The following is a 22,014-nucleotide window of genomic DNA, read 5'->3' as shown; positions in this document are numbered from 1 at the left end:
AGCCAAAGGCGGACTTGAGCCCATTTTGATGATTTCCGCGTCGGTTTTCACAAAATTTCAGGCCCGTTTCCCTTCAAACTGGACACAATGAAGGATTTTTGCCCCGAGAATCGCTATTCAGGCGGCTGAACCTTCGTATCCAAATTCTGGCGTCCCTGCCCCGGCCCCCCTCATTTGGCCAATATTTCAGGATTTCGGGCGGAATGCCCTGATCTCTGCGGGATTGGTCTCGATCCGGGCGGCGCCGATCAGATCAAGACAATAGGGCACGGCCGGAAACACCGCCTTCAGGCAGGTCTCGATCGCCGCAGGCTTGCCCGGCAGATTGATGATGAGACAGGGCCCGCGATGAGCGGCAATCTGGCGTGACAGGATCGCCGTCGGCACTTCATCGAGACTGACCTTACGCATCAACTCTCCAAAGCCGGGCAGAATGCGTGGCGCCGCCGCTTCCGTCGCCTCGGGCGTCAGGTCGCGCGGTGCCGGGCCCGTGCCGCCGGTGGTCAAGATGAGATCGCAACGATCTTCGTCGGCAAGCGTGATCAGCGTATCGCGCACCGATTCAAAGCCATCGGGGATGATCTTGTGCAGAATGGCGAAGGGGCTTTCCAGCACGCGCTCGAGAAAGGCGATGATCGCCGGTCCACTGCGATCCTCGTAAAGGCCGAGCGAGGCGCGGTCGGAAATGGTTACAACGCCGATGATCGCGCTTGTCGAACCGGCTGTCGCCGCCTCGGCTGATCCGGCTTCCTGAATCTCCTGGCTCATGGCATCTCCTCCTGAAGTCCTTCTCAACCCGCGCCCTCAACCCGCGCCGAGGCCTTTCGCTTCCATCGCTAGCCAATCTGGAAGGCCCTCTCACGGGGCACAGGCGTTACGAGGGACTGACGCGCCAGCGAAGAGCTGCTCTCCCCGCCGACAGGCTCCATTGTACTTAATGGATCAACAGGCATTTTTGAACCGGCACTGACCGGAACAGTCACGACGAAACACATTCCAAAAGGCATCCCCCGTGCATCCTTTGCTGCCGGAGGCGAAACCCTCCAGTTTGCGGCAATGATCGCCTTCGCGATTGCCCATACGGACTTCAATGAACGATCACGCGTCAGGTTCAATCCTGCGCGAATCACACGTCCGGAACGATCTCAGGACGCAGGCCAAGCGAAAGCCTCGTGGCAGACGCCTCGCGTTGCGAAAGGGATGGAAATGAATGATTTCACGAGCCCAGAGGCTCAAGCCAAGAACCCGGAGAATGTCCCGGCGCAGGGGATGCCGCAGCAAGAGCAAACCGCTTTGCCCGCCGTGCTCGACCGCAATTCTCCGCTTTCCCCGCTCACGCTCCTGCTTCTTGTCATCGGCAGCCTCGGCCTGCTCATCATCGTTGCGGCGTCGTTCATCCTCTTGAACGCAACCAATCATGACATGAACGATCTTTCCAGACTGCGCGACGGCGCGGCCACGACCAATCAAATCCTGACCTTGTTGCAAAATGCCGAATCGAGCCAGCGTGGCTATCTCCTGACCCAGGATGAACGCTACCTCGAACCCTTCAACGCCACAAAAGAGCAGCTTCCCGAGAAGCTGCGGCAAACCCATCCGGTTTATCAAGAGAATCCGAGGACCAAGGAACTCTTCACGCGCCTTGTGACGATAAGCCAGCGAAAGATGGACGAGATGAGCGAAACGATCGCCTTGACGAAGGCCGGCAAAAGGCAAGAAGCCATCGAATTCGTCAAGACGAACAGCGGCTTCTATCAAATGGAGAATTTGCGCACGCTCGTCGGCGAACTCGACACTGATGTAAATCGGCGCGTCGACGAACGGTTCCGGCGCCAGAACGATAATGTATTCGCCCTGCGCCTTGTCACGATCAGCAGCACGCTGGTCATCGTCCTGGTTCTCGCCGGTGTCTTCTGGCTTATCCTGCGCTTTACCAACAATATCATCAGCGCGCGGCGCGACATCGAAATCCTGAATGATTCCCTTGAAGCGAAAGTCGAGGAACGGACCCTCGATCTGTTACGCGCCAACAGCGAGATTCAGCGTTTCGCCTATATCGTCAGCCACGATCTGCGCGCCCCCCTCGTCAATGTGATGGGTTTCACGAGCGAACTTTCCACCAATCTCACGACCCTGCGTGAATTCATCGAGAAGCTGGAAAAAGGGAAAGACGATTCTTTACCGGCGCTCCTCGACGAAGCCAAATTCGTCATTCACGAGGAAATGCCCGAGGCTCTCCAATTCATCCGCACCTCCACCACAAAAATGGACGGGCTCATCAACACGATCCTCAAACTGTCGCGCGAGGGCCGCCGCGTCCTTACCGCCGAGCCGGTCGATCTGAACCACGTTTGTGAGCAGGCTGTCGGAGCCATCCGGCATCAATTCGGGGAAGGTGGCGAAGGCATCATGATCGAGAACCGGCTGCCGGTGGTCATTTCCGATCGTTTGGCGCTCGACCAGATTTTCGGCAATCTTCTCGACAACAGCATTAAATATCGTATTCCGGCACGCCCGCTGCATGTCACCATTCGCGGTAAGGTCTCGGGAAAACGGGTCCTCATCGAGGTCGAGGACAATGGCCGCGGCATCGCTCCCCAGGACCACGAACGCATTTTCGAATTGTTCCGCCGGTCCGGCGCGCAGGATCAGCCTGGCGAAGGATTAGGGCTCGCCCATGTACGCGCCTTGCTGCACCGTCTCGGTGGAGACATAAAGGTCGTCTCGACACTCGGCCAGGGTTCCATCTTCCAAATCACCATGCCCTTGGTGGCCAGAAAATTCGAATAGGCCGATCCCGGATTTGGCGACGCAAAGCCTTTTAAATGGATTCCTTCGCCAAACATCAGACAATGATGTAAGGCACAAGATGACGAAATGGCAGGACTGCCAAGGCGTGCCCTCTCTGTCCGGTTTCACGCTGACGGTCCTCAATCGTGGACAAGCCGTTTCCTCCAGTGATTTCCCGGATAATAACGCATGGACGACCAGGCAAAACCCGTTCTCATCATCATGATCGAAGACGACGAAGGGCATGCCCGTCTCATTGAAAAGAATATCCGCCGGGCGGGTGTCAGAAATGAGATCCGCGCATTCACGCATGGCACGCCGGCGCTCGCCTTTCTGCTCGGCCCCGATGGCCAGGGCATGGTGAACAGTAATCAGGCCCCGCTCATTCTCCTGGACCTCAACCTGCCGGATATGACGGGCATCGATATTCTGCAGAAAGTCAAATCTTGCGAGTCGCTTAAACGCGCGCCCGTCATCGTACTCACGACGACGGATGATCAGAGGGAGATTCAACGCTGCTATGATCTGGGCGCCAATGTCTATATTACAAAGCCGGTTGATTACGAGAATTTTTCGAATGCGATCCGGCAATTGGGCCTGTTTCTGTCCGTCATGCAGATCCCATAGACGCAGCGGAATGGTCTTCTTGCAGACAACGGCACAAGATGCGTCCCGCATCCGATCCTCAACCCCACTTTTGCTGCATCTGCCACCATTCGGAGGGATGTGATACGAATGCCTCCACTGGTGAATTCACTCTCTGACAACGTATCCCCAATTGCGAGATGATGACGTGAATTCGGCGCCGGTCAAAATTCTCTATATCGATGATGACGCCGGATTGGCACGGCTCATCCAGCGCAATCTCGAGCGTAACGGGTTAATCGTGGAGATTGCGCCGAATGGTGAAACGGGTCTCAAAAGATTGCGCGAGGACGGTTTCGATATCATCGCCCTCGATCATCATCTCCCGACTGGCACCGGCCTCGATATTCTACAGGCCATGAGTGACATCCCCTTCCCTCCTCCCGTCGTCTATGTCACCGCATCGGCAGAACCGCGCGTCGCCATCGAGGCATTGAAGGCCGGGGCCGCTGATTACATCATGAAGGATGTTTCCGGCGATTTCCTCCAGCTGCTCGTTCCGGTCCTGTATCAGGCTCTCGAAAAGCGCAGGCTGCAAGCGGCAAAGGAACGTGCGGAACAGGAAACGCGGCGGGCACTCGAACGGGCGGAAACATTGCTCAAGGAAGTCAATCATCGCGTCGCCAACAGCCTGGCTCTCGTCAGCGCCATGGTACGCATGCAGAGTACACATATTGAGGATATGACTTTACGCAATGTACTCGACGAGACGCAAAACCGCATTCTCGCCATCGCCAATATACACCGCTGCCTCTATACATCCCATGATGTTCGTATCGTCGATCTCCACGCCTATCTGGACGGACTGCTCGCGGAATTGCAGGCGACCGTGGGCGATGCCCAAACCCACAGGATCCATTTTTCCGGCGAAAGGATCCCTCTGCCGACGGATCATGCCGTTTCGCTTGGTGTCATCGTCAATGAGCTCGTCACCAATGCGCTGAAATATGCCTATCGGGATCGCGAAGACGGAGAGATCAGGGTTGGCATCAAGAGGATTGATGAAACGCAGGCCCTGCTCTTTGTCGAAGACGATGGCATCGGTTGGGAGAAGGACATCCATGTCAAAGGCACCGGTCTCGGGACGCGTATCATCAAGGCCATGGCCACCAATATCGGCGGCGTGATGGAGGTCGCACCGCTTCAGCCCGGCACACGCGTCACGCTTCTGTTCAATCTTGCGAGCCCTGCGCCTCTCGCATAGGCAGGCCCAAGCACCCCCTCGGCCCCTATCTTAGGGAAAAAAGCTCGACGGCGCCTCGGCCTTTTTAATGGCGGAATAATCATGGAGCCTGCGTGCCTCGGCGAGATCATAGGCCTGCTGCAGGTTGAGCCAGAAGGAAGGGTCCTTGTCGAAGAAAAGACCGAGGCGGATGGCGAGATCGGCATCCACCGGCGCGTTGCCGCGAAACACTTCGGCGATCCGCTCCGGCGGAACCTGTAAGGCGGCGGCAAGCGCCGCGCCGCTCATGCCGAGATCAGCGAGATAGCTGTCCTGGAGAATGAGCCCTGGATGTTTCGGCTTGCGGGCCGGATGTGCCATGTCTTGCAAAGTCCTGAACAGAGTTTGGCTGGCGAGAACCCTTTCGACGTGAATGAACCGCCGCTTGGTCCGATATTTTGAAAAGATCGCATTGCCAACGGAGCCATCCACTGGCGCGCGAACGGCCCCTCATCGAAACGCCTTTTAGCACGGCGCGGCGTCATCGAGGAGATCATAAGCAGAGCAGCGGCCGGAACGAAGAATTATACAGAGCAGCCGCCAAATTACGCGAGGCTGACGAGAACGGCAGTCCCAAGCGTTTCACCTCTTTCCGGAAACGCTCTGCTCAAAAACCAAGAATTTTCAAAGCAATAGAATCGCAAAGCGATTGGAAGCGGTCGGCAAACGCTTCAGGATTTGAACTGCAAGGCTTGCAGCCTGAACCAAGCTCCGCAACTATGGCCAGATGAGCAATTGGCCAATATTACGAAATTGCATTAAGAGAATGCAAACGAGTCGACCCGACCCCCCGAAGGATTCTGCAGATCGGGATTTGCATCCGGAGTTTTCGTTCCAAACGGGATTAATGGCGGCTCTCGAGCCGGCCTCATTGATCACGACCTATTCTGATCAAGGAATCTTGATATAAGACATTCAGGAACGATGGAAGCTGAAGCATGGCCGGTCTCCGGCTCTTTCGGTCGAACAGGATGAACCTTCTCCTTGGCGGAGACCCAATTCAATGATCTTTTCGCCGCGTCGGCGCGTGTCACCTCCCATGCCATCTCTCGAGCCGCCCCTCGATTCCGCGCCTTCCGGGTCCGTCCACCGTTCCGGTCGCTCGGCTCGCGGGAATGCGTTTCTGCCGATCGCCGGCGTGGTCCTGCTTGCCCTGACACTTGCCGCCTGCAGTTCCATGCAGTCGATGTTCGCGAATAAAGGCCCAGCGCCGCAATCGGCCACGGCCTTAAAGGAGGCCGCGCCTGCCTCCGAGGCACCGCAGAATACGGATATTGGCACGGGACCTGTCAAAGTGGCGCTCATCCTCCCGATGACGCAAGCCTCGGGGCCGAGTTTCGTTGGAGCATCCTTGCGCAATGCAGCCGAGCTGGCGCTCAATGAAGCCGGTTCGAACGAGCTGACTTTGCTCATCCGCGACGATCGTTCCAGTCCCGAAGGTGCGCGTGCGGCCGCGCAACAGGCGCTCAACGATGGTGCCGAGCTCTTCATCGGTCCCCTCTTCGCCGCCAATGTACGCGAGGCGGCGCGCGTGGCCCATGGCGCCGGCAAGCCGATGATCGCCTTCTCGACCGATGCATCAGTCGCCCAACCAGGCGTCTATCTGCTCTCCTTCCTGGTCGAAAGCTACGTCAACCGCATTGTCGATTATGCTGCGTCGCATGGCAAGAAATCCATCGCCGCCCTGATCCCGGACAATGATTACGGCCGCGTGGCCGATGCGGCCTTCCAGCAGGCGGCGGCCCAGCGCGGTCTCCGCGTCATGGGAATCGAGCATTTCCAGAAGGACACGCTCACCGCGGCAACGCAAAAGATCGCCGCACTCGGTGATCAGATCGACACACTCTTCATTCCGGAACAGGCTGACGCCATGGCCGCGATGTCGCAGGCGCTGATTACCGCAGGTGTGAATACGAAACAGGTGCAGCTTCTCGGCACCGGCTTGTGGAATGATGCCCGCGTCCTGAACCTCCCCGCCCTGCAGGGGGCCTGGTTCGCGGCACCGGAAAATGGCGGGTTCAACGCCTTCGCGCAGCGCTACCGGGCGAAATTCAACAGCGATCCGACCCGTATTTCCACGCTGGCCTATGACGCCGTATCGCTCGCGGCGGCGCTCGCGCATACGCAGGGCAGCCAGCGTTACAGCGAAAGCGTGCTGACCAATCGCTCAGGCTTCAACGGCGCCGATGGTGTGTTCCGCTTCAGGCCAGACGGCCAGAACGATCGCGGCCTCGCCGTTCTGCAGATCAACAAGGGGACCGCCACGCCGCTCAGCCCCGCGCCGAGTTCCTTCAGCGGCACGCCTTCAGCGACGTAAACCGGCAAAACTCTTCCGGCATGTGGGGGACCGGAGTGACGGCGGGATTGCCGCGCGACGATTTGGCGGCGCGGAATAAGCGAGGCTATCCCCGCCGCGGAAAGTTATCCCGTCTTTCCATCAGTCGCCTGTGTGTCGCCAAGCTTCCGGTCAGGGGCAGAATCAAGGGTCCCTTTCGGTAGATTCCCATGGGATTCGCTATCGGAAGGTGCAACGCCGGGGGAGGCATTGCCGAGCGGCCGGTTTTCCATCAGCGCGCCGTTATGCGCGTCGAAAATGACCCGATGGCGCCGCCCATTCCGCTCCGTTGCAGCGATGATGTAGACCCGGTCCTTCCGTCTCGGCGCGGCGATCTGGCGCAGACCGAGTTCCCGCAGGCGCTGATCGATCCGGGCGAGGACATCCTTTCCATGCGTCCCGGAAGGTTGAGAAGGCTGATTGGCGTAGCCCTTGCGGACCTTATGCGGGACGGAGGAGGATCGGTAACGCTCCCGCGTATAAGGAGCTCCCGGTGCCTCCCAGGGTCCCGTCTCCGGTCCGCCCCAGAGCCCTGCGCCGTCAAGAAACACACGTCCCTCGGAATAGGGCCCGCTGCTGGTATAGGGCGGCCCGAAATCGTCGACGATGACCGGAGGCGGCGGCGGTAAAGGCAGGCGCGGAAGCCGCGGGCCGCCGTAATAATAATATTGCGCGAAAGCAGTGCCCCCACAGACGGAACCGAGCAACAGAATTTGCGCAGCGAGCACAAAGGTCGCGGCGCTTTTCCAGCGATGACCAGACATTCTTTGCGGTAAATTCCTGAATGGCACGGTCCAGCGGGTTGAGCAGCCGTGATCCAGCCGCACGGCCAAAAGCGACGGGCGGCTCATTGATGGGGTGGTCTCGTCTGCATCGTCCATGCGCTGTTCCTGTCCATTCCAGCCTCGCGTGCGGAAGGCTATTGTTGCCGAGCGATTATGGCGGAAACCTTATGAATTGAAGCTGCAGAATTGAAGCGACGCGATCGAACCGAACCTCGGCATGCTCAAAACCCGATCAGCCGAAAAGATGTCTCCGAAAACGCCTCAAGACAACCAAGGCACCGCATTTCCTTTCGCTCTACCCCACCAAGGTGAAAAACAGCTCACCCCAGTCCCTAAAATTCCGCCCATAGACGAAAGTCAGACCTCCCCCAATCGATGGCACGATTGCAGCCGATTCCGGCGAAACCCGAAGCTGTATCCTCAAGAATACTACCTTCGAAGTCACCATACCGACACTGAAGGCCAATAGCTTGTCGCCGCCAACCATTGCTTCGGCTGCGTCACCATGGCCGCACTCTGCGGCTTAAGGCTCGTTGACAGGCAGAAGCACAGGCAGCAGACTTCTTCACGGCGAAGTGAAATGAATCGTTTGTCCACGACGCCATCAGTTTTCAGGGAGGGACTATGAGACCCGGACTTTTCAGGCCGCTCAGCATCATCGTCACCACGACGATCCTTGCTTGCGGCGCGGCGCAAGCCCAGCCCAACACGACGGCGAAAAAGCCCAACATCCTCCTGATCGTTTCCGACGACACGGGATGGGGTGACCTTGGCCCCTATCTGGGCGGCAAACGCCGCGGCATGCCCACTCCCAACCTCGACAAATTTGCCGCCGAGGGCATGACCTTCACCAATTTCTACGGCCAGCCAAGCTGCACCCCGGGCCGCGCGGCGATCCAGACCGGCCGCATCCCCAATCGCAGCGGCATGACCACCGTCGCCTTCCAGGGCCAGGGCGGCGGCCTGCCGCATGCGGAATGGACGCTCGCCTCGGTGCTGAAACAGGCCGGTTACAAGACCTATTTCACCGGCAAGTGGCATCTTGGCGAATCGGATTATGCTCTGCCGAATGCCCAGGGCTACGACGTGATGAAACACGCGTTCCTGTACCATCTGAACGCCTATACCTATGGGGATCCCAAATGGTTCCCAAACATGGGCGAGAAGCTGCGTGACATGTTCCAGAAAGTCACCAAGGGCTCGCTTTCCGGCAAGGCCGACGGTCCGGTGACGGAGGATTTCAAGGTCAATGGTGAATATGTCAACACGCCGGAAAAAGGCGTCGTTGGCATCCCCTTCCTCGACGCCTATGTCCAGAAGGCGGCCGAGGAATTTCTCGACGATGCCGCCAAGACGCCGGACAAGCCGTTCTTCATCAACGTCAATTTCATGAAGAACCACCAGCCGAACCTGCCGGCCCCCGACTTCGTCGGCAAATCGATCTCGAAGTCGAAATTTGCCGATTCGGTCGTCGAGCTTGATGCCCGCATCGGCAATGTGCTCAAGAAACTCGAAGACCTCGGTCTCGCCGAGAACACCGTAGTGTTCTATACGGTGGATAATGGCGCCTGGCAGGACGTCTATCCCGACGCCGGTTACACGCCGTTCCGCGGCACCAAGGGCACCGTACGCGAAGGCGGCAATCTCGTGCCTTCGATGGTCCGCTGGCCGGGCAAGATCAAGGCGGCGAGCCGGAGCGACGACATTTCCGGCGGCCTCGATCTGATGGCCTCTTTCGCCTCGCTTGCCGGCACGCAACTGCCCACCAAGGATCGTGATGGTCAACCGATCATCTTCGACAGCTATGACATGACGCCGGTCTGGCTCGGCAAGGGGGAAACCCCACGCCACGAATGGTTCTATTTTACCGAAAACGAGCTCACCCCCGGCGCCGTGCGCGTCGACAATTTCAAATATGTGATGAATCTGCGTGGCGACGACGGCGCCCATACCGGCGGCCTCGCCGTCGATACCAACCTCGGCTGGAAGGGCGCCGAGAAATATGTCGCCACCGTTCCCCAGGTGTTCGATTTGCTGGCGGATCCGCAGGAACGTTACGACATCTTCATGACCACATTCACCGAGAGCACCTGGGCGGCGGTCACGTTCAATGAGGTGGTCCAGAAACTGATGAAGACCTATCTCGAGTATCCGCCGCGCAAGGTCCAGAGCGACGCTTATTCGGGCCCGATCACGCTGACCCAGTACGAGCGCTTCCAATATGTTCGGGACGCCTTGAAAAAGCAGGGCTTCACTTTGCCCCTGCCAACCGGCAACTGATCCGGCCCCGAACAGGATGAACACGATGGGCAGCAGCGGAGGATCATGCCGCTGCTGCCCAAATTTTTTCAAAACATCTGTTTCAGGAAATCATTCCGGGAATGGAAAGAGGCGCCGATTTTCCGGCCCGCATCCGTTTCCGCGCTGGCCGGAAGAAATGGCAGAGACACAATGCGGCTTGATCGGACAAAGAGGCGTCACGCAATCATTCTTGCTGCCAGTCTCATTTCCGCCTGTCTGATGCCTTTTGCCGCGCCGCTTTTCCCGGCGCATGCGGAAATGGCTTCTGCCGCTGCCGCTGCCGCAAACGGCGCTGAGGAGATCGGAACCGGCGGCATCGGTGTTTTGAGCACGGATGCTCCGGCGGGATTTGCCGGCTCTTCCGCTTGCGCCACCTGCCACCCGGCGGAGACGCGCGCCTGGCTCACCTCCCAGCATGCCCATGCCATGAGCCTCGCCGGACCCAAAACGGTGCTCGGCGATTTCAACGATAAGCGCATCGAACACAAGGGATCATCGGCGCGTTTCTTCCGTGACGGCGAGCGTTTCATGGTCGAGACCATTGGCGCGGACGGCAAGACTGCGATATTCGCGATCAGTGACACATTCGGCATAGACCCGCTCCAGCAATATCTGGTGACCTTTCCGGACGGACGGCGCCAGGCGCTTCCCTTCGCCTATGACACAAGACCGGCGAAGGATGGCGGGCAACGCTGGTTTTTCCTTTATCCGAACGAGACGATCACAGCCTCCGATCCGCTGCATTGGACCGGGGCACTGCAGAACTGGAACTTCATGTGCGCCGAGTGCCATTCGACAGCCCTGCGCAAGAATTACGATGCGGCCACCGATCGCTTCGAGACCCATTTTTCCGAGATCAGCGTCGGCTGCGAGGCCTGCCACGGACCGGCGCGCGGCCATATCGACTGGGCGAAGGGGCCGCGCGATCCTCAAATTGCCCATAAAGGCTTCGCCTCGGTCGCGGCCGTCCGGCCAAAGCCGGACTGGACCGTCGATCCCGCGACCGGCAGCCCGGCTCACGGCACCACCCGCCCGGCGGGTGACGAGGTCGAAACCTGTGCGCGCTGCCATTCCCGGCGCGGCATCCTCTCCGAAAACTGGCATCCCGGACAAGCGCTCACCGACACGCATCTGCCGAGTCTTCTTTCCGAAGGACTGTTCGAAGCCGATGGACAGATGAAGGATGAGGTGTTCAACGACCAGGCCTTCAAACAGAGCCTGATGTATGCGCGCGGCGTCGTCTGCAGCGATTGTCACGAGCCGCATTCGGCACAATTGCGGGCGCCAGGCAGTGCGGTCTGCGGTCAGTGTCATGATCCCGCACGCTTTGCGACGACACACCATAGCGGTCATTCTCCAGGCGCAAACGCGCCCGACTGCATCGCCTGCCACATGCCGAAACGGACCTATATGGTCATCGATGAGCGGCACGATCACTCTTTCCGCATCCCCCGGCCGGATCTTTCCATGCAGCTCGGTACACCGAATGCCTGCAATGATTGCCACCGGGACAAACCGGCCAGCTGGGCGGCCGACGCAGTGACACGCTGGCACGGACACGAGCGCGAGGGCGTGCGCAAAGGTTTCCAGACCTGGGCCACAGCCTTTGCGGCGGCACGGCACGGCGCGCCCGAGGCGCGCGAGGCGCTGATACGGCTTGCCAAAACACCTTCGGTTCCAGCCATCGCCCGCGCGACCGCCGTCTCGGAGCTTCAGGCCTTTCCTTCCATCGCGACGGAAGCAGCGATCCGCGCGGCCCTCGCGGATCCCGATCCGCTCGTACGCATCTCCGCGATCCAGGGACAGGAGGGCCAGCCACTCGCCACGCGCTGGCAACGTCTTTCCCCGTTGCTCGCGGATCCCGTGCTGGCGGTGCGCATCGAAGCGGCAAGCCAACTGGCCGAACAGCCAATGGACGGCCTCACCGAGGCCGAGCGGTCGCGGCTCGAAGCCGCATTTCGCGATTATGAATCCGCCCAGCGGCTCAACGCCGACCGCGCGGAAGGACGCGCCAATCTCGGAATGTTCATGCTCAAGCGGGGAAATCCGGCGGGCGCCGAGGCGGAATTTCTCGCCGGGTTGAAAGTGCATCCGGGTTCACCGCTCTTGTCGGTCAATCTCACCGATCTCTATCGCCAGCAGGGTCGCGAAGCCGAAGCGCAGAAGGTGCTGCACCAGGCCATTGAGACCTTCCCGGACGCGGCGGCGGCGCATCACGCTTTGGGGCTGGCTCTCATCCGCGCGCGGCAATATTCCAAGGCCGTCGCCGAGATGCAGAGCGCTTCGCGCCTCGCGCCGGATCATCCGCGCTATGCTTATGTCTATGTGGTGGCGCTCCAATCGCTCGGCAGGGCGGAAGAAAGCGCGGCGGCTCTCGCCGATGCCCTGCGCCGGATGCCGAACGACGCAAGCCTGCTCACACTGGCTTTGAACGCGGCGCTCCAGTCCGGTGACATAAAAACCGCACGCAGCCATGCGCAGACGCTCGGCCTGCTGCGCCCCGACGATTCCGAAATTGCGCGAATCAAGGCGGAACTGCACTGACCGCAGAAGCGGCGCCCTAAGGGAGCGAACGAGAGCCACGAGCGGGCAATCCGGCAGCTTTATCCGTTTTCAAAGAAAAAAGAGCACCGGATTGCTCATCCGGTGCTCCAGAAAACGCTCTTTGGAAAAGACACAATTGTCTTAGTGATAGCCCTCGCCTGGCCGCAGACGGCCGCGGAAGGTCCAATAAACGAAGGCCGTATATCCCAGAACGATCGGCAGCAGGAACAAGACGCCGAACAGCATGAAGATCAGCGAGCCAGGCGCGCCGGCAGCCTGCCAGAGGTCGATCGAGCGCGGCACCAGATAGGGATAGGCGGAAATCGCGAGACCGACGAAACAGCAGAGGAAAATGCCGACCACGCCGAAGAAAGGCTTGACGGCCTCCCCTCTCTGAAGCGCCCGGTAAACCTGATAGGCCAGCCAGGCAGTGGCCAGCGGCAAGGGCCAGAGGAAGAAAATATTGGGCATCGAGAACCAGCGTTCCGCGATGAAGGGATAGCGCAGAGGTGTCCACAGGCTGACCAATGCGGCAAATCCGGCGACCCCCAAAAGCAGCATCGGCGCAAGGCGCTGGGCATGGAGATGGATCGCACCGGATGTCTTCATCAACAGCCAGCAGCTGGCGAGCAAAGCATAGCCGGTGACAAGACCGAGACCGCAGGCGACCGAAAATGGTGAAAGCCAGTCGAAGGGACCACCGGCGAAAGCCCCATCCTTGACCTCGATGCCCTGAATGAGACCACCGAGCACGAAGCCCTGAGCCAAAGCCGCAAGGGTGGAGCCCGCGGCAAAAGCGAAATCCCATAATTTATGGGTGGGCTTGGCCGCCCAGCGGAATTCGAAGGCCACACCGCGCAGGATCAAGGCCAGAAGCATCAGAATGATCGGCACGTAAAGCGCGGACATGACGATCGCATAGGCGATGGGGAAGGCGGCGAACAGGCCGCCGCCACCAAGAATCAGCCAGGTTTCATTGCCATCCCAGAACGGCGCGACGGAGGACATCATGTCGTCGCGTGAGGTCTCGTCCCGCGTCGTCCAGAAGAGAATGCCGAGGCCAAGGTCGAAACCGTCGAGAATGACGTAAAGCGCCACGGCGGTCGCGAGCAGTCCAGCCCAGATCAGCGGCAGATAAGGTTCGATGCCGGTCATATCGATAATTCCCTGAAATCTCTCATGCCAAAGTCGCCCTCAATCGCCGATGCTGCGCGTGGCGGCCGACAGAGGCCGAGACGGCACGCCTTCCTCGGCGCCAACGACATGCGGAACCGGCCCTTTGTTGATCAGGCGGTTGATGAAATAAATGCCTGCGGAGAAAACGATGCCATAGACGAAGATGAACAAAGCGAGAGAGACCATGACCGATTGCGGCACCAGCGGCGAGGAGGCATCGGCGGTGCGCAGAAGGCCGGTCACGATCCACGGCTGACGTCCGATCTCGGTCACCATCCAACCCGCAATGGTGGCGAGAAAACCGATCGGCCAGACATTGGCGGCGACCCGCAGGAACAGGCGGTTTTCCATCAAATCACCGCGCCACCAATGATAGAGGCCCCAGGCGACGAAGCCGAGAAGGGCAAAGCCGATCCCGACCATGAAGCGGAAAGCGAAGAAGATCGGCGGCACCGGCGGACGATCCTGCGGCGCGAAATCCTTCAGCGCCGGAAAGCGTCCATCCCAGGAATGGGTGATGATCAGGCTGCCGATATGCGGCAGCGAGAGCGCGAAATCATTGCTTTCCGTCTTCTGGTTCGGCCAGCCGAACAGAATTAGCGGCACGCCCGCGCCTTCTTCCTTTTCGTTTTCCCAATGGCCCTCAATGGCCGCGAGTTTGGCCGGCTGATGATGGGCGGTGGCGAGTCCGTGGAAATCGCCGATCGCGATCTGCGCCGGAACGAGAATGAGAGCGAGGCCGAGCCCCATGTGAAGCATGGTGCGGGCATGGTCGGGGAATTGTCCCTTCAGCGCGAAACGGGCGCCGACGGCGACGACCACCAGAGACGTCGTGATATAGGCGGCCGTGACCATATGCGCGAAGCGCAGCGGGAAGGTCGGGCTGAAGATGATATGCACCCAATCCAGGGGAAAGGCGACGCCGTCGCGCATTTCATGGCCTGTCGGGAACTGCATCCAGGAATTGGCCGAAAGGATCCAGAAGGCGGAAACGGCGGTCCCGATCGCCACCATAATCGCCGCTGTCAGATGCAGCCATGGCGGCACCCGGCCGGCGCCAAACAGCATGATGCCGAGAAAGGTCGCCTCGAGGAAGAAGGCGGTCAACACTTCATAGGCGAGAAGCGGACCGACAATATTGCCGACGACGACGGAAAACCGGCTCCAGTTGGTACCGAATTGATAGGACAGAACGAGCCCGGAAACGACGCCCATGGCAAAGGAAATGGCGAAGATCTTGGTCCAGAAACGCGCGAGCTCCAGATCATGCTGACGCCCACTACGCGTATAGCGGACCATCAGCACGGCAATGAAAGCGGAGAGGCCGATGGTGAAGGAAGGAAAAATGATGTGAAAAGTGATGGTGAAAGCAAATTGCAGGCGGCTCAAAAGAACAGGATCTAACACCATCGCATACTCCGATTCATTGCTCTTCTCCTCCGATCCGGAAGACGTTCGCTCTCACGCCGTCAGCGCGTCCGGGGGAACGCCGAGGATGAAAGTCATCACGGGAACGGGATCAGCGAGAGGTTATAACATATAACTTACTCTAGGCTGGTCTTCTCTTACCATGCGACTTTTTACCAAATTTTAAAACTCCGTAATAATGTAAATAAATATACTCCACATCTATTGGATGTTTATTTGCCACAATTCACATATTATTTTGAATAATTAAGAAAATTACATCGGTTTCATGTGTATTTAGCAGCATGCTGGCCGGCCTCGGAACAGCTTCATCAAGACTGCATCAAGAAATCTGCTTGCGCCAATTCGCTTGCGTCAATGCGTTTCCCGCGCATTCGCGGCCCATGCACCTCTCCCGCTCATCGCCGGAATGCTCTATCTGTCGCCCATGACCAGATTGAAACGGTTGCAACGAAAGGGCAAGGCCGATGCGTGACCAATTCACGAGCCAATTGAAGGAAGCCATGAAAGCCGGCGACAAATGCCGGGTCGATACGATCCGCATGATCACCGCCGCGCTCAAGGACAAGGATATCGAGGCCCGCACCACCGGCAAGACAGTCTCGGATGACGAGATTCTCGCCTTGTTGCAGAAGCTTGTGAAGAGCCGTCAGGAATCGAAAGAAATCTATGAAAAGGCCGGCCGACCGGAACTCGCCGCGCAGGAAGCCGCGGAAATAGCGGTCATTCAGGGGTTTCTGCCGCAACCTCTGAGCGAAGAGGAAGTCGAAGCGGCGGTTTCCGCCGCTCTTGCCGAGACGGGCGCGGCATCGATCAAGGACATGGGCAAGGTCGTTGCAGCGCTCAAGGCAAAATTCGCGGGCCGCATGGATTTCGCCAAGGCGTCTGGCATCGTCAAAGGCAAACTCGGCGCGTGAGAAAAGAACAGGCTTGCGGCCATCCACGGCGGCAAGCCTGTCCGGGGCTCACGACCTTCGGCGCGCGCCCAGCCTCCGCTCAAAGCGAAATATTCCGCAGCATCGCCCGGAAACACCGGGCGCTTCCGCTCTCGGGCGATGCTCACCTTTCTGGTGAATACGGTCGAATGGCCTGAGCCAGACCCGAAGGCGCCCGGATCGGAGGTCAAGACACTTCAGTCAGAAACGCAGGCAATTCCTCCCGGCTCATGAAAAAGGCATTGGCCGCGGCCGGAAAAGCTCTGGCATGGACATCGGCGACATAGGCACGGGCAGCGGCTTCCATGCTCTCGCCAACCTCGGCGTAGCGCTTGTTGTGCCGGAAAGCAGCCTTGGTGAAACCCAAAACATCGCAGATCACCAGAACCTGGCCATCAGTCGCCCGGCCCGCGCCAATGCCGATGGTCGGCACTTTGAGCCGTTGCGTCACGGCCTGCGCCACTTCCTCGGGGATCAGTTCCAGTACCAGCATGGAAACGCCGGCCTTTTCCAGACCAAGTGCCGCCTCGACGAGCTGATGCGCCTCGCCCGCCTGTTTGCTCTTCAGCCGTTTCTCGGCATGGTGCTGCGGCTCGAGGCCCAGATGGCCGCAAACCGCAATATCCGCATCGGCGAGGGCCGCGACAATGGCCGGGCGGTCGCCCTCGAATTTCACCATATCGGCGCCAGCATTCAGCAATGTCCGCGCATTGGCGACGGCCTCCGCCGGAGTCTCATAGGTCGCAAAGGGCAGATCACCGATAATGTAGGATTCCGGAGCCCCTCTGCGCACGGCGGCGACATGATGTGCCATATCCGCCAAAGTGACCTCGCGCTCGCTCGCATAGCCGAGCATATTGGTGCCGACGCTGTCTCCGACGAGAAGAATGTCGACGCCCGCCGCCGCCTGCGCCCGCGCCGTCGGGGCATCATAGGCCGTGAGCATGGCGATCGGCTCACCGCGTCTCTTCATGTCCCAAAAACGCGTCGCCTTGCCTTCCATAGGTCTTCCTCTTTCAATCCGGCCGGCTCCCGAATCGTCCGGGTCCGCCATTATGGAGGTCATGAACCTCTTAGGAGCCGCAAGCGGATGCGGCACCTGTCCGCAATCGCCTCCTCGCCCCCACCCGAAGCGCATGATCCGTTTCTAATATAGGATATTCTAATAGTGGAGAGCCGGCGATAGCCACGATCATTCCGGAAAATCAGTCCGACAGTGAAAATCCGACGCATAAAACCACGGCCGCGCTCTTGCCGCATTCATCGGGCATGGATACACTTGTAGAGGTTAGCGTCTCGCAAAGATGCGAAACATGCGTGGTGCATTCTATCGTTTAAGATAATTCCGACGATGCATCGAGCCGCAAGGCACCCGCCTCTTTCAGTTTTGTGCATGTAAAGTGCGAATGTTATTGCAAGTGGAAGAATTGACCTGACCGTGTTTCCGGCGCGTTCCTCCCTCCGCCCAAATCCCATGCCTTCACCGGCGTGGCACGGTTGCTTTCCGCAGCGGCAGAGGATGTTTTTCCTGCTTGCAATCCTTCTCGCCGTCCTTTCATTTCTGCCCGGCGTGACGGCCCCATCGGCTGCATCCCTTTATCGAACGAAACAGCCCATGAGGCTCGCGGCAGCGCCGGACACGGCCTCCGGCATGAAGGCGCAACGGAACACACGGGAAACCGTCGCCGGAAAATCCGCCGTGTCATTCCGGCTCGCCGACAGGATTCGTCTCGACGATCCTTCCAGCCTTTCCGCCAGCGCAGTGACACAATCCGGCGAAGCGCGCATGAGCGCGGCAGCGGACGATGCCGACGACGAATTCCCGGAACTGCCCGACCCACGGGGCAATCCTTCTGCCAATTCTCTTGGGGAAAATATCGTCGCGGAGGATAATCCGGGCGATCTCGACGATTCGTCTTCAGCCTTTCCCTGCATGGGCGGTGATGCTTTTTTCTGTCCCCTCTTCGACTGGCGTCGTGGCTGGGGCTTGCCCGCTTCCCATAGGATCCTGCCGCTCGCCAATGCGGCGCCGCCCTTGCGGCCTCCCACTTTTGTGCCTTTGAAGGGCTGATTCCCGCATGAAGACGATAGCGTGAGCATCTGATCCCGTCCTTCCAAAGAGATCAGGAGCCGCCTGCGCCCGTCACAGCCGGTCAGCCGCCGTGCAAACGCCTCCTCACGCCCCAATGGCGTAAAGGCACCTTTTTCCATCAATCAGCGCCGCAAGACCGCAGGCTCTCCCCCGCCGCGCGTCCTGTCCGTGCGCTTTACGCGATGTCCGAAAGCCTATGATGAGCAAGACTTATTCTCCTGCTTCCACCCGCAATCCGATCGATTCCATTTTCGATGCCTTCATACAGCACCGGCAAGGCGATTTCGCCGAAAATCCGGAGGTTTTTCGGGTCGGCAACAAGCCGCATACAATGCTGATCACCTGTTCCGATTCCCGCATTCTTCCGGAGCGGCTGTTTGGTTTCGATCCCGGCGAGGTTTTTGTCCAACGCAATGCCGGCAATATCATCCCGCCCTATGGTCAGTCCGTGTCGGGTGAAATCGCTACCATCGAATATGCGGTGGATGGGCTGGGTGTCCGCAATATCATCGTCTGCGGCCATGCGGATTGCGGCGCGATGAAAGCCGTAGTCGATCCGACGCTTCTTGCCGGATTGCCTTCGGTGACCGCCTGGCTCAAACATGCCGATACGGCGCGCAAGGTTGCCTGCGGTTGCGATCATCACACGAAGGATGCGCTGATCGACCGTGTCATCGAGGAAAATGTCCTGGCGCAGATCGATCATCTGCGCACCATTCCGGCCGTCGCCGCGCAAATGCGCCGCTCGGATGAACGCGGCGCCTGCCTGCAATTACACGGCTGGGTCTATGACAATGCGCATGCGACTCTCAAGGTTTACGACGGAAACGCCTTCGTTCCCTTCGAGACCCTGGAACTCGCGGATTATTCCGCCGAGATCCCCGCCTTTCAGCGCGCGTCCGGACGCCATATCGTGAGCTGACGGCAAAGCCCGAACCAGCGCCCTAGAGCATTTTCGGCCCGGATTGAATCGCTACACGAGTCAAATAAGTTGAAAATGCTCTGATTTTTCCGAGCGGAGCGTTTCGGATATATCCGAAACGCTCCGGGTCTCAATGAGCTTCTCTCTCATTGAGACCTGATTGATTGAGGCTTGTTTCATAGGAACTGGGCACGGTTTGCGAAGCCCGCACCAGCCAGGGTTCGCATCAACCCTCATCTCGGCGCGGCGGACTTTCCTGCCTCGATGCCCGCTTCCGTCTCAAACGGGAAGACACGCTTCCAGTCAGATTTCATGTCCACCACGATCCAGCCGCGGCCAGGGGCGTCCTGGAGCGCTTCCACGAGCTTGCCGCTGCTTTTGGTGTGGGCATCATAAGCATATTCACGTTCCGCATCGGTGTGGTGAATGATGACACCAAGGCTCGGCCGGGGGTTTGCGATTGTGGTATATTCCAACATTGCCTTGTCGCCATCGCTGTTACCGAAAGCCATGATAGGGCGGAGTCCAATGAATTCATGGATACCGGCAGGCTTGCCGTCCTTGTCATCGACAAAGAGGTAATCCAGCGTTTTGACAAGCTCCGGCCCGCTTGGCGTAAGCGCGTATTTCACGCGGCCCGCCGATCCCACGACCTGCTCAGGCGGGATACCATAAACCCGCTCGCTCCAGACGCGCATGAAATCGACACCACCGCCGGAAACGATGAAGGTCTTGAATCCATTAGCGCGAAGATAGCTGAGCACTTCCTGCATCGGCTGATAGGTGAGTTGGTCATAAGGCTTGCCATAGCGGGGATGACGGGCGGTGGCGAGCCATTTTTCCACATCCGCATTGAATGCGTCGGTTGTCATCCCGGCATGAGTCAGCGCTATGATGTGGAGCAAGCCATCATGGTGGGGGCCTTCGAGAAGCTTGGCAAAATCGCCCGACAAGGCCGCCTGAACCATCACGTCCTTGCCTAGTTCCGGCTTTTGTTCGGCCATTTGCCGCAGCATGTCCAAAGCATAGGCTAGTTGGAACGGGACCGGATTTTCAGGCCATAGAGTGCCGTCATTATCGAAGACTGCTATGCGTTCGGCCGGTGGAACATATTTCGAGCCGGTCTCGTCGGTGGTCTCCGTCACGAATGCGATGATGGCCTTCCTGGCTTGACCGTCATTCCACGAGGGGAGTGGATCCGCGGCAGCAAATGCTTGTGCGTAAAGCGCAACCAGCAAAGCTCCGAACGCCATCAGGCGGACGATTTGTGCCACAGCAAGTCGTCGGTTCATGAACGGCTCCATGCGTATGCCTCCCAACGAACAGAGCCTATTCGCAAGACGACAGGACCGGATGATATCAAGCCGCCTCCGCGGCACCGGATTGTGTCATCTTCAGCATGACTTGATCAAGGTTGAAACCGCTGCGCCTTTCGGCACATCATTCCAGGTCTCAACGAGCAAGCCTCAAACGCCAAGCAGAGCCAGCGTATGAGGATCGGGTTTTCCGCCATAAAACTGACCGAGCGCGTCGTCGAAGATCCGCGCCTCATCGTCATTCATTGCAGCCCTTTGAAACAATGTGAGACAGGAGTGGAATTTCAGATCGTCGGGCGTGCCGAGGATTGCATGGGCGGATTTGTCCTTGTGTTCCAGTATCAAGCGCACATGGCGGAGCAGGCGCGGCCCCAGGACAGGATCGGCGAGATAGCGGCGGGCCTCATCGAGATCGAGAATCGCAAAATGTTGCGCCGTCGGCGAGCGGCCAAGGCCCGCCAGCTGCGGAAACACGAACCACATCCAGTGGCTGCGCTTGTGACCGGCAGCGAGTTCCGCTTCGACGTCATCGAGAACCTCGTTCTGGGCGGTGACGAAACGGGTGAGATCGGAATCTGTCACGGCACGGCCCTTTCAGCGAATGTTTCCCTCGACGGATACGCCAGCAGAAACATGGATGCCTCCATCGGATCTGATGCATTTACAAAAACAACAGGGTCATTCATGTGTTCAAAGACCGTGCGCTGCTTCACGGCCCCGCCTGTGCCGCGCGCACTTGCTCCAAGGCGGTCCGGGCCTCGCCAAGTATATGCTGGAATTCCGATGAAGGCAGGGCAAGCGGCCCCTCGAAAGGAAAATCAAGCAGGCGCACCAGAACCAGAATGCTGGTCAATCCCAGAGTGAAACACGCCGTCATCAGCATTGCCGTGACCATGTCGTCGATCTGCGATAGGGCTGTGAAGATCACCAGCACGAGGGTGAAAACAATCAGCAGCGTCCAAAGCTGGCGCGGCACGCCGAAACTCGCCTGGAAGATCCGCGTCCCCCGATCGGTTTGTGCATTCTGCAACGCTGTGAGGATACGATATTTGGTATCGGCGGCGTCGGGATCGCCGAGTTTCGCCGTTACAGTCTGCCGCACCAGTCGATCGAGCCGCGCGCTCGTCTCGCGATCGCCGTTCCGTTCCCTCGCCATCGAGGGCCATTCCTTTTGAATGACGCTCTCCATGTAGGCGATCTGCGCGGCGAGAATTGCCTCGGCCTCGGGCGGTGGAAGGGTTCCGGCCAGCACAGTGATGACATGCAAGGAGTGCTGCTCGAGAGCAACCGCTTCGGCGGCTCCATTATATTCGCTCCAGACCTCGCTGAACACGAAAGCGAGCAGAACGGCAAATACGACGCCGAGTTGCAGGTACATGGTGGAACCGACATCATGATGGCGGCGGCGAAAGGCGACCTCGACACGTATCTGAACAAGAAATGCGAGGGCAGCCCCGCCAAGACCGGCAAGCCCGATGATCAGAAGCGCTATTCCATAGCCCATGCTTCCTCCCTCTGTTTGC

At 59.0% G+C, this 22,014-nt stretch carries 18 protein-coding genes; 9 read left to right on the top strand and 9 right to left on the bottom strand.

Annotated features, from left to right (window positions below; genetic code table 11):
* Positions 1–186: 186 nt before the first annotated feature.
* A complete protein-coding gene (gene mog, locus DL88_RS03560; RefSeq protein WP_156970914.1) occupies positions 187–768 on the bottom strand; it encodes a molybdopterin adenylyltransferase in 582 nt (193 codons plus the stop codon).
* A gap of 438 nt (positions 769–1,206) precedes the next feature.
* Here mog and DL88_RS03555 point away from each other — a divergent pair, with 438 nt between their 5' ends.
* The 3 genes from DL88_RS03555 (at position 1,207) to DL88_RS03545 (ending at position 4,639) form a co-directional block, all read left to right on the top strand.
* Complete coding sequence (locus DL88_RS03555) at positions 1,207–2,790, top strand: sensor histidine kinase (protein WP_169741530.1); 1,584 nt, start codon at positions 1,207–1,209, stop codon at positions 2,788–2,790.
* A 189-nt stretch (positions 2,791–2,979) separates the two neighbouring features.
* Positions 2,980–3,417, top strand: a complete 438-nt coding sequence (locus DL88_RS03550; RefSeq protein ID WP_034991714.1) for a response regulator — start codon at positions 2,980–2,982, stop codon at positions 3,415–3,417.
* 166 nt (positions 3,418–3,583) lie between these two features.
* Positions 3,584–4,639, top strand: a complete 1,056-nt coding sequence (locus DL88_RS03545; protein ID WP_034991712.1) for a sensor histidine kinase — start codon at positions 3,584–3,586, stop codon at positions 4,637–4,639.
* Between the two features lie 30 nt (positions 4,640–4,669).
* Here DL88_RS03545 and DL88_RS03540 read toward each other — a convergent pair whose 3' ends face one another.
* Positions 4,670–4,978, bottom strand: coding sequence for a HigA family addiction module antitoxin (locus tag DL88_RS03540; RefSeq protein WP_034991709.1), 309 nt, complete (start codon positions 4,976–4,978; stop codon positions 4,670–4,672).
* Between the two features lie 682 nt (positions 4,979–5,660).
* Between DL88_RS03540 and DL88_RS03530 the strand changes: the two genes are divergently transcribed.
* Positions 5,661–6,974 (top strand): penicillin-binding protein activator, encoded by a 1,314-nt coding sequence (locus DL88_RS03530; RefSeq protein ID WP_034991702.1) that lies wholly within the window; start codon positions 5,661–5,663, stop codon positions 6,972–6,974.
* 104 nt (positions 6,975–7,078) lie between these two features.
* On the opposite strand, the gene DL88_RS03525 is transcribed toward DL88_RS03530, so the two are convergent.
* Positions 7,079–7,873 (bottom strand): hypothetical protein, encoded by a 795-nt coding sequence (locus DL88_RS03525; RefSeq protein WP_156970913.1) that lies wholly within the window; start codon positions 7,871–7,873, stop codon positions 7,079–7,081.
* A 528-nt stretch (positions 7,874–8,401) separates the two neighbouring features.
* Between DL88_RS03525 and DL88_RS03515 the strand changes: the two genes are divergently transcribed.
* Together DL88_RS03515 and DL88_RS03510 are read left to right on the top strand one after the other, a co-directional pair.
* Positions 8,402–10,057 carry an arylsulfatase gene (locus tag DL88_RS03515; protein WP_051955545.1) on the top strand — a complete coding sequence of 552 codons (1,656 nt, stop codon included), beginning with the start codon at positions 8,402–8,404 and terminating at the stop codon, positions 10,055–10,057.
* Between the two features lie 171 nt (positions 10,058–10,228).
* The gene (locus tag DL88_RS03510) at positions 10,229–12,622 is read left to right on the top strand and encodes a tetratricopeptide repeat protein (RefSeq protein WP_051955573.1); all 2,394 of its coding nucleotides are present in this window, start codon (positions 10,229–10,231) and stop codon (positions 12,620–12,622) included.
* Between the two features lie 141 nt (positions 12,623–12,763).
* Here the strand turns inward: DL88_RS03510 and cydB are convergent, their stop codons facing one another.
* A complete protein-coding gene (gene cydB / locus DL88_RS03505) occupies positions 12,764–13,777 on the bottom strand; it encodes a cytochrome d ubiquinol oxidase subunit II (protein ID WP_034991694.1) in 1,014 nt (337 codons plus the stop codon).
* A gap of 39 nt (positions 13,778–13,816) precedes the next feature.
* The gene (locus DL88_RS03500; RefSeq protein ID WP_034991691.1) at positions 13,817–15,208 is read right to left on the bottom strand and encodes a cytochrome ubiquinol oxidase subunit I; all 1,392 of its coding nucleotides are present in this window, start codon (positions 15,206–15,208) and stop codon (positions 13,817–13,819) included.
* A gap of 485 nt (positions 15,209–15,693) precedes the next feature.
* On the opposite strand from DL88_RS03500, the gene DL88_RS03495 reads away from it, so the two are divergent.
* Positions 15,694–16,143 carry a GatB/YqeY domain-containing protein gene (locus DL88_RS03495; RefSeq protein ID WP_034991686.1) on the top strand — a complete coding sequence of 150 codons (450 nt, stop codon included), beginning with the start codon at positions 15,694–15,696 and terminating at the stop codon, positions 16,141–16,143.
* A 205-nt stretch (positions 16,144–16,348) separates the two neighbouring features.
* Here DL88_RS03495 and panB read toward each other — a convergent pair whose 3' ends face one another.
* Positions 16,349–17,164, bottom strand: a complete 816-nt coding sequence (gene panB, locus DL88_RS03490) for a 3-methyl-2-oxobutanoate hydroxymethyltransferase (RefSeq protein ID WP_034991683.1) — start codon at positions 17,162–17,164, stop codon at positions 16,349–16,351.
* A gap of 516 nt (positions 17,165–17,680) precedes the next feature.
* Between panB and DL88_RS03485 the strand changes: the two genes are divergently transcribed.
* Together DL88_RS03485 and DL88_RS03480 are read left to right on the top strand one after the other, a co-directional pair.
* Positions 17,681–18,232, top strand: coding sequence for a hypothetical protein (locus tag DL88_RS03485; protein WP_034991678.1), 552 nt, complete (start codon positions 17,681–17,683; stop codon positions 18,230–18,232).
* A 217-nt stretch (positions 18,233–18,449) separates the two neighbouring features.
* On the top strand, positions 18,450–19,175 hold the full coding sequence (locus DL88_RS03480; protein ID WP_051955544.1) for a carbonic anhydrase: 726 nt from the start codon (positions 18,450–18,452) through the stop codon (positions 19,173–19,175).
* Positions 19,176–19,408: 233 nt separating this feature from the next.
* On the opposite strand, the gene DL88_RS03475 is transcribed toward DL88_RS03480, so the two are convergent.
* The 3 genes from DL88_RS03475 to DL88_RS03465 all read right to left on the bottom strand — a co-directional run bounded on the left by DL88_RS03475 (position 19,409) and on the right by DL88_RS03465 (position 21,995).
* Positions 19,409–20,467: an HAD family hydrolase gene (locus DL88_RS03475; RefSeq protein WP_210165257.1), complete on the bottom strand. Its 1,059-nt coding sequence runs from the start codon at positions 20,465–20,467 to the stop codon at positions 19,409–19,411.
* Positions 20,468–20,641: 174 nt separating this feature from the next.
* A complete protein-coding gene (locus tag DL88_RS03470) occupies positions 20,642–21,073 on the bottom strand; it encodes a DUF1810 domain-containing protein (protein ID WP_034991674.1) in 432 nt (143 codons plus the stop codon).
* 127 nt (positions 21,074–21,200) lie between these two features.
* Complete coding sequence (locus DL88_RS03465; protein ID WP_034991670.1) at positions 21,201–21,995, bottom strand: bestrophin-like domain; 795 nt, start codon at positions 21,993–21,995, stop codon at positions 21,201–21,203.
* Positions 21,996–22,014: the final 19 nt, after the last annotated feature.

This window comes from Beijerinckia mobilis (assembly GCF_000745425.1).
GTDB lineage: Bacteria > Pseudomonadota > Alphaproteobacteria > Rhizobiales > Beijerinckiaceae > Beijerinckia > Beijerinckia mobilis.
This window is presented reverse-complemented; position numbering and strand designations above follow the sequence as displayed.

Bases quoted from the DNA above. Each gene is read 5' to 3' on its own strand.
- mog (WP_156970914.1), bottom strand. From the start codon at position 768: ATGAGCCAGGAGATTCAGGAAGCCGGATCAGCCGAGGCGGCGACAGCC.
- DL88_RS03555 (WP_169741530.1), top strand. From the start codon at position 1,207: ATGAATGATTTCACGAGCCCAGAGGCTCAAGCCAAGAACCCGGAGAAT.
- DL88_RS03550 (WP_034991714.1), top strand. From the start codon at position 2,980: ATGGACGACCAGGCAAAACCCGTTCTCATCATCATGATCGAAGACGAC.
- DL88_RS03540 (WP_034991709.1), bottom strand. From the start codon at position 4,978: ATGGCACATCCGGCCCGCAAGCCGAAACATCCAGGGCTCATTCTCCAG.
- DL88_RS03530 (WP_034991702.1), top strand. From the start codon at position 5,661: ATGATCTTTTCGCCGCGTCGGCGCGTGTCACCTCCCATGCCATCTCTC.
- DL88_RS03525 (WP_156970913.1), bottom strand. From the start codon at position 7,873: ATGGACGATGCAGACGAGACCACCCCATCAATGAGCCGCCCGTCGCTT.
- DL88_RS03515 (WP_051955545.1), top strand. From the start codon at position 8,402: ATGAGACCCGGACTTTTCAGGCCGCTCAGCATCATCGTCACCACGACG.
- DL88_RS03510 (WP_051955573.1), top strand. From the start codon at position 10,229: ATGCGGCTTGATCGGACAAAGAGGCGTCACGCAATCATTCTTGCTGCC.
- cydB (WP_034991694.1), bottom strand. From the start codon at position 13,777: ATGACCGGCATCGAACCTTATCTGCCGCTGATCTGGGCTGGACTGCTC.
- DL88_RS03500 (WP_034991691.1), bottom strand. From the start codon at position 15,208: ATGGTGTTAGATCCTGTTCTTTTGAGCCGCCTGCAATTTGCTTTCACC.
- DL88_RS03495 (WP_034991686.1), top strand. From the start codon at position 15,694: ATGCGTGACCAATTCACGAGCCAATTGAAGGAAGCCATGAAAGCCGGC.
- panB (WP_034991683.1), bottom strand. From the start codon at position 17,164: ATGGAAGGCAAGGCGACGCGTTTTTGGGACATGAAGAGACGCGGTGAG.
- DL88_RS03485 (WP_034991678.1), top strand. From the start codon at position 17,681: ATGTTTTTCCTGCTTGCAATCCTTCTCGCCGTCCTTTCATTTCTGCCC.
- DL88_RS03480 (WP_051955544.1), top strand. From the start codon at position 18,450: ATGATGAGCAAGACTTATTCTCCTGCTTCCACCCGCAATCCGATCGAT.
- DL88_RS03475 (WP_210165257.1), bottom strand. From the start codon at position 20,467: ATGAACCGACGACTTGCTGTGGCACAAATCGTCCGCCTGATGGCGTTC.
- DL88_RS03465 (WP_034991670.1), bottom strand. From the start codon at position 21,995: ATGGGCTATGGAATAGCGCTTCTGATCATCGGGCTTGCCGGTCTTGGC.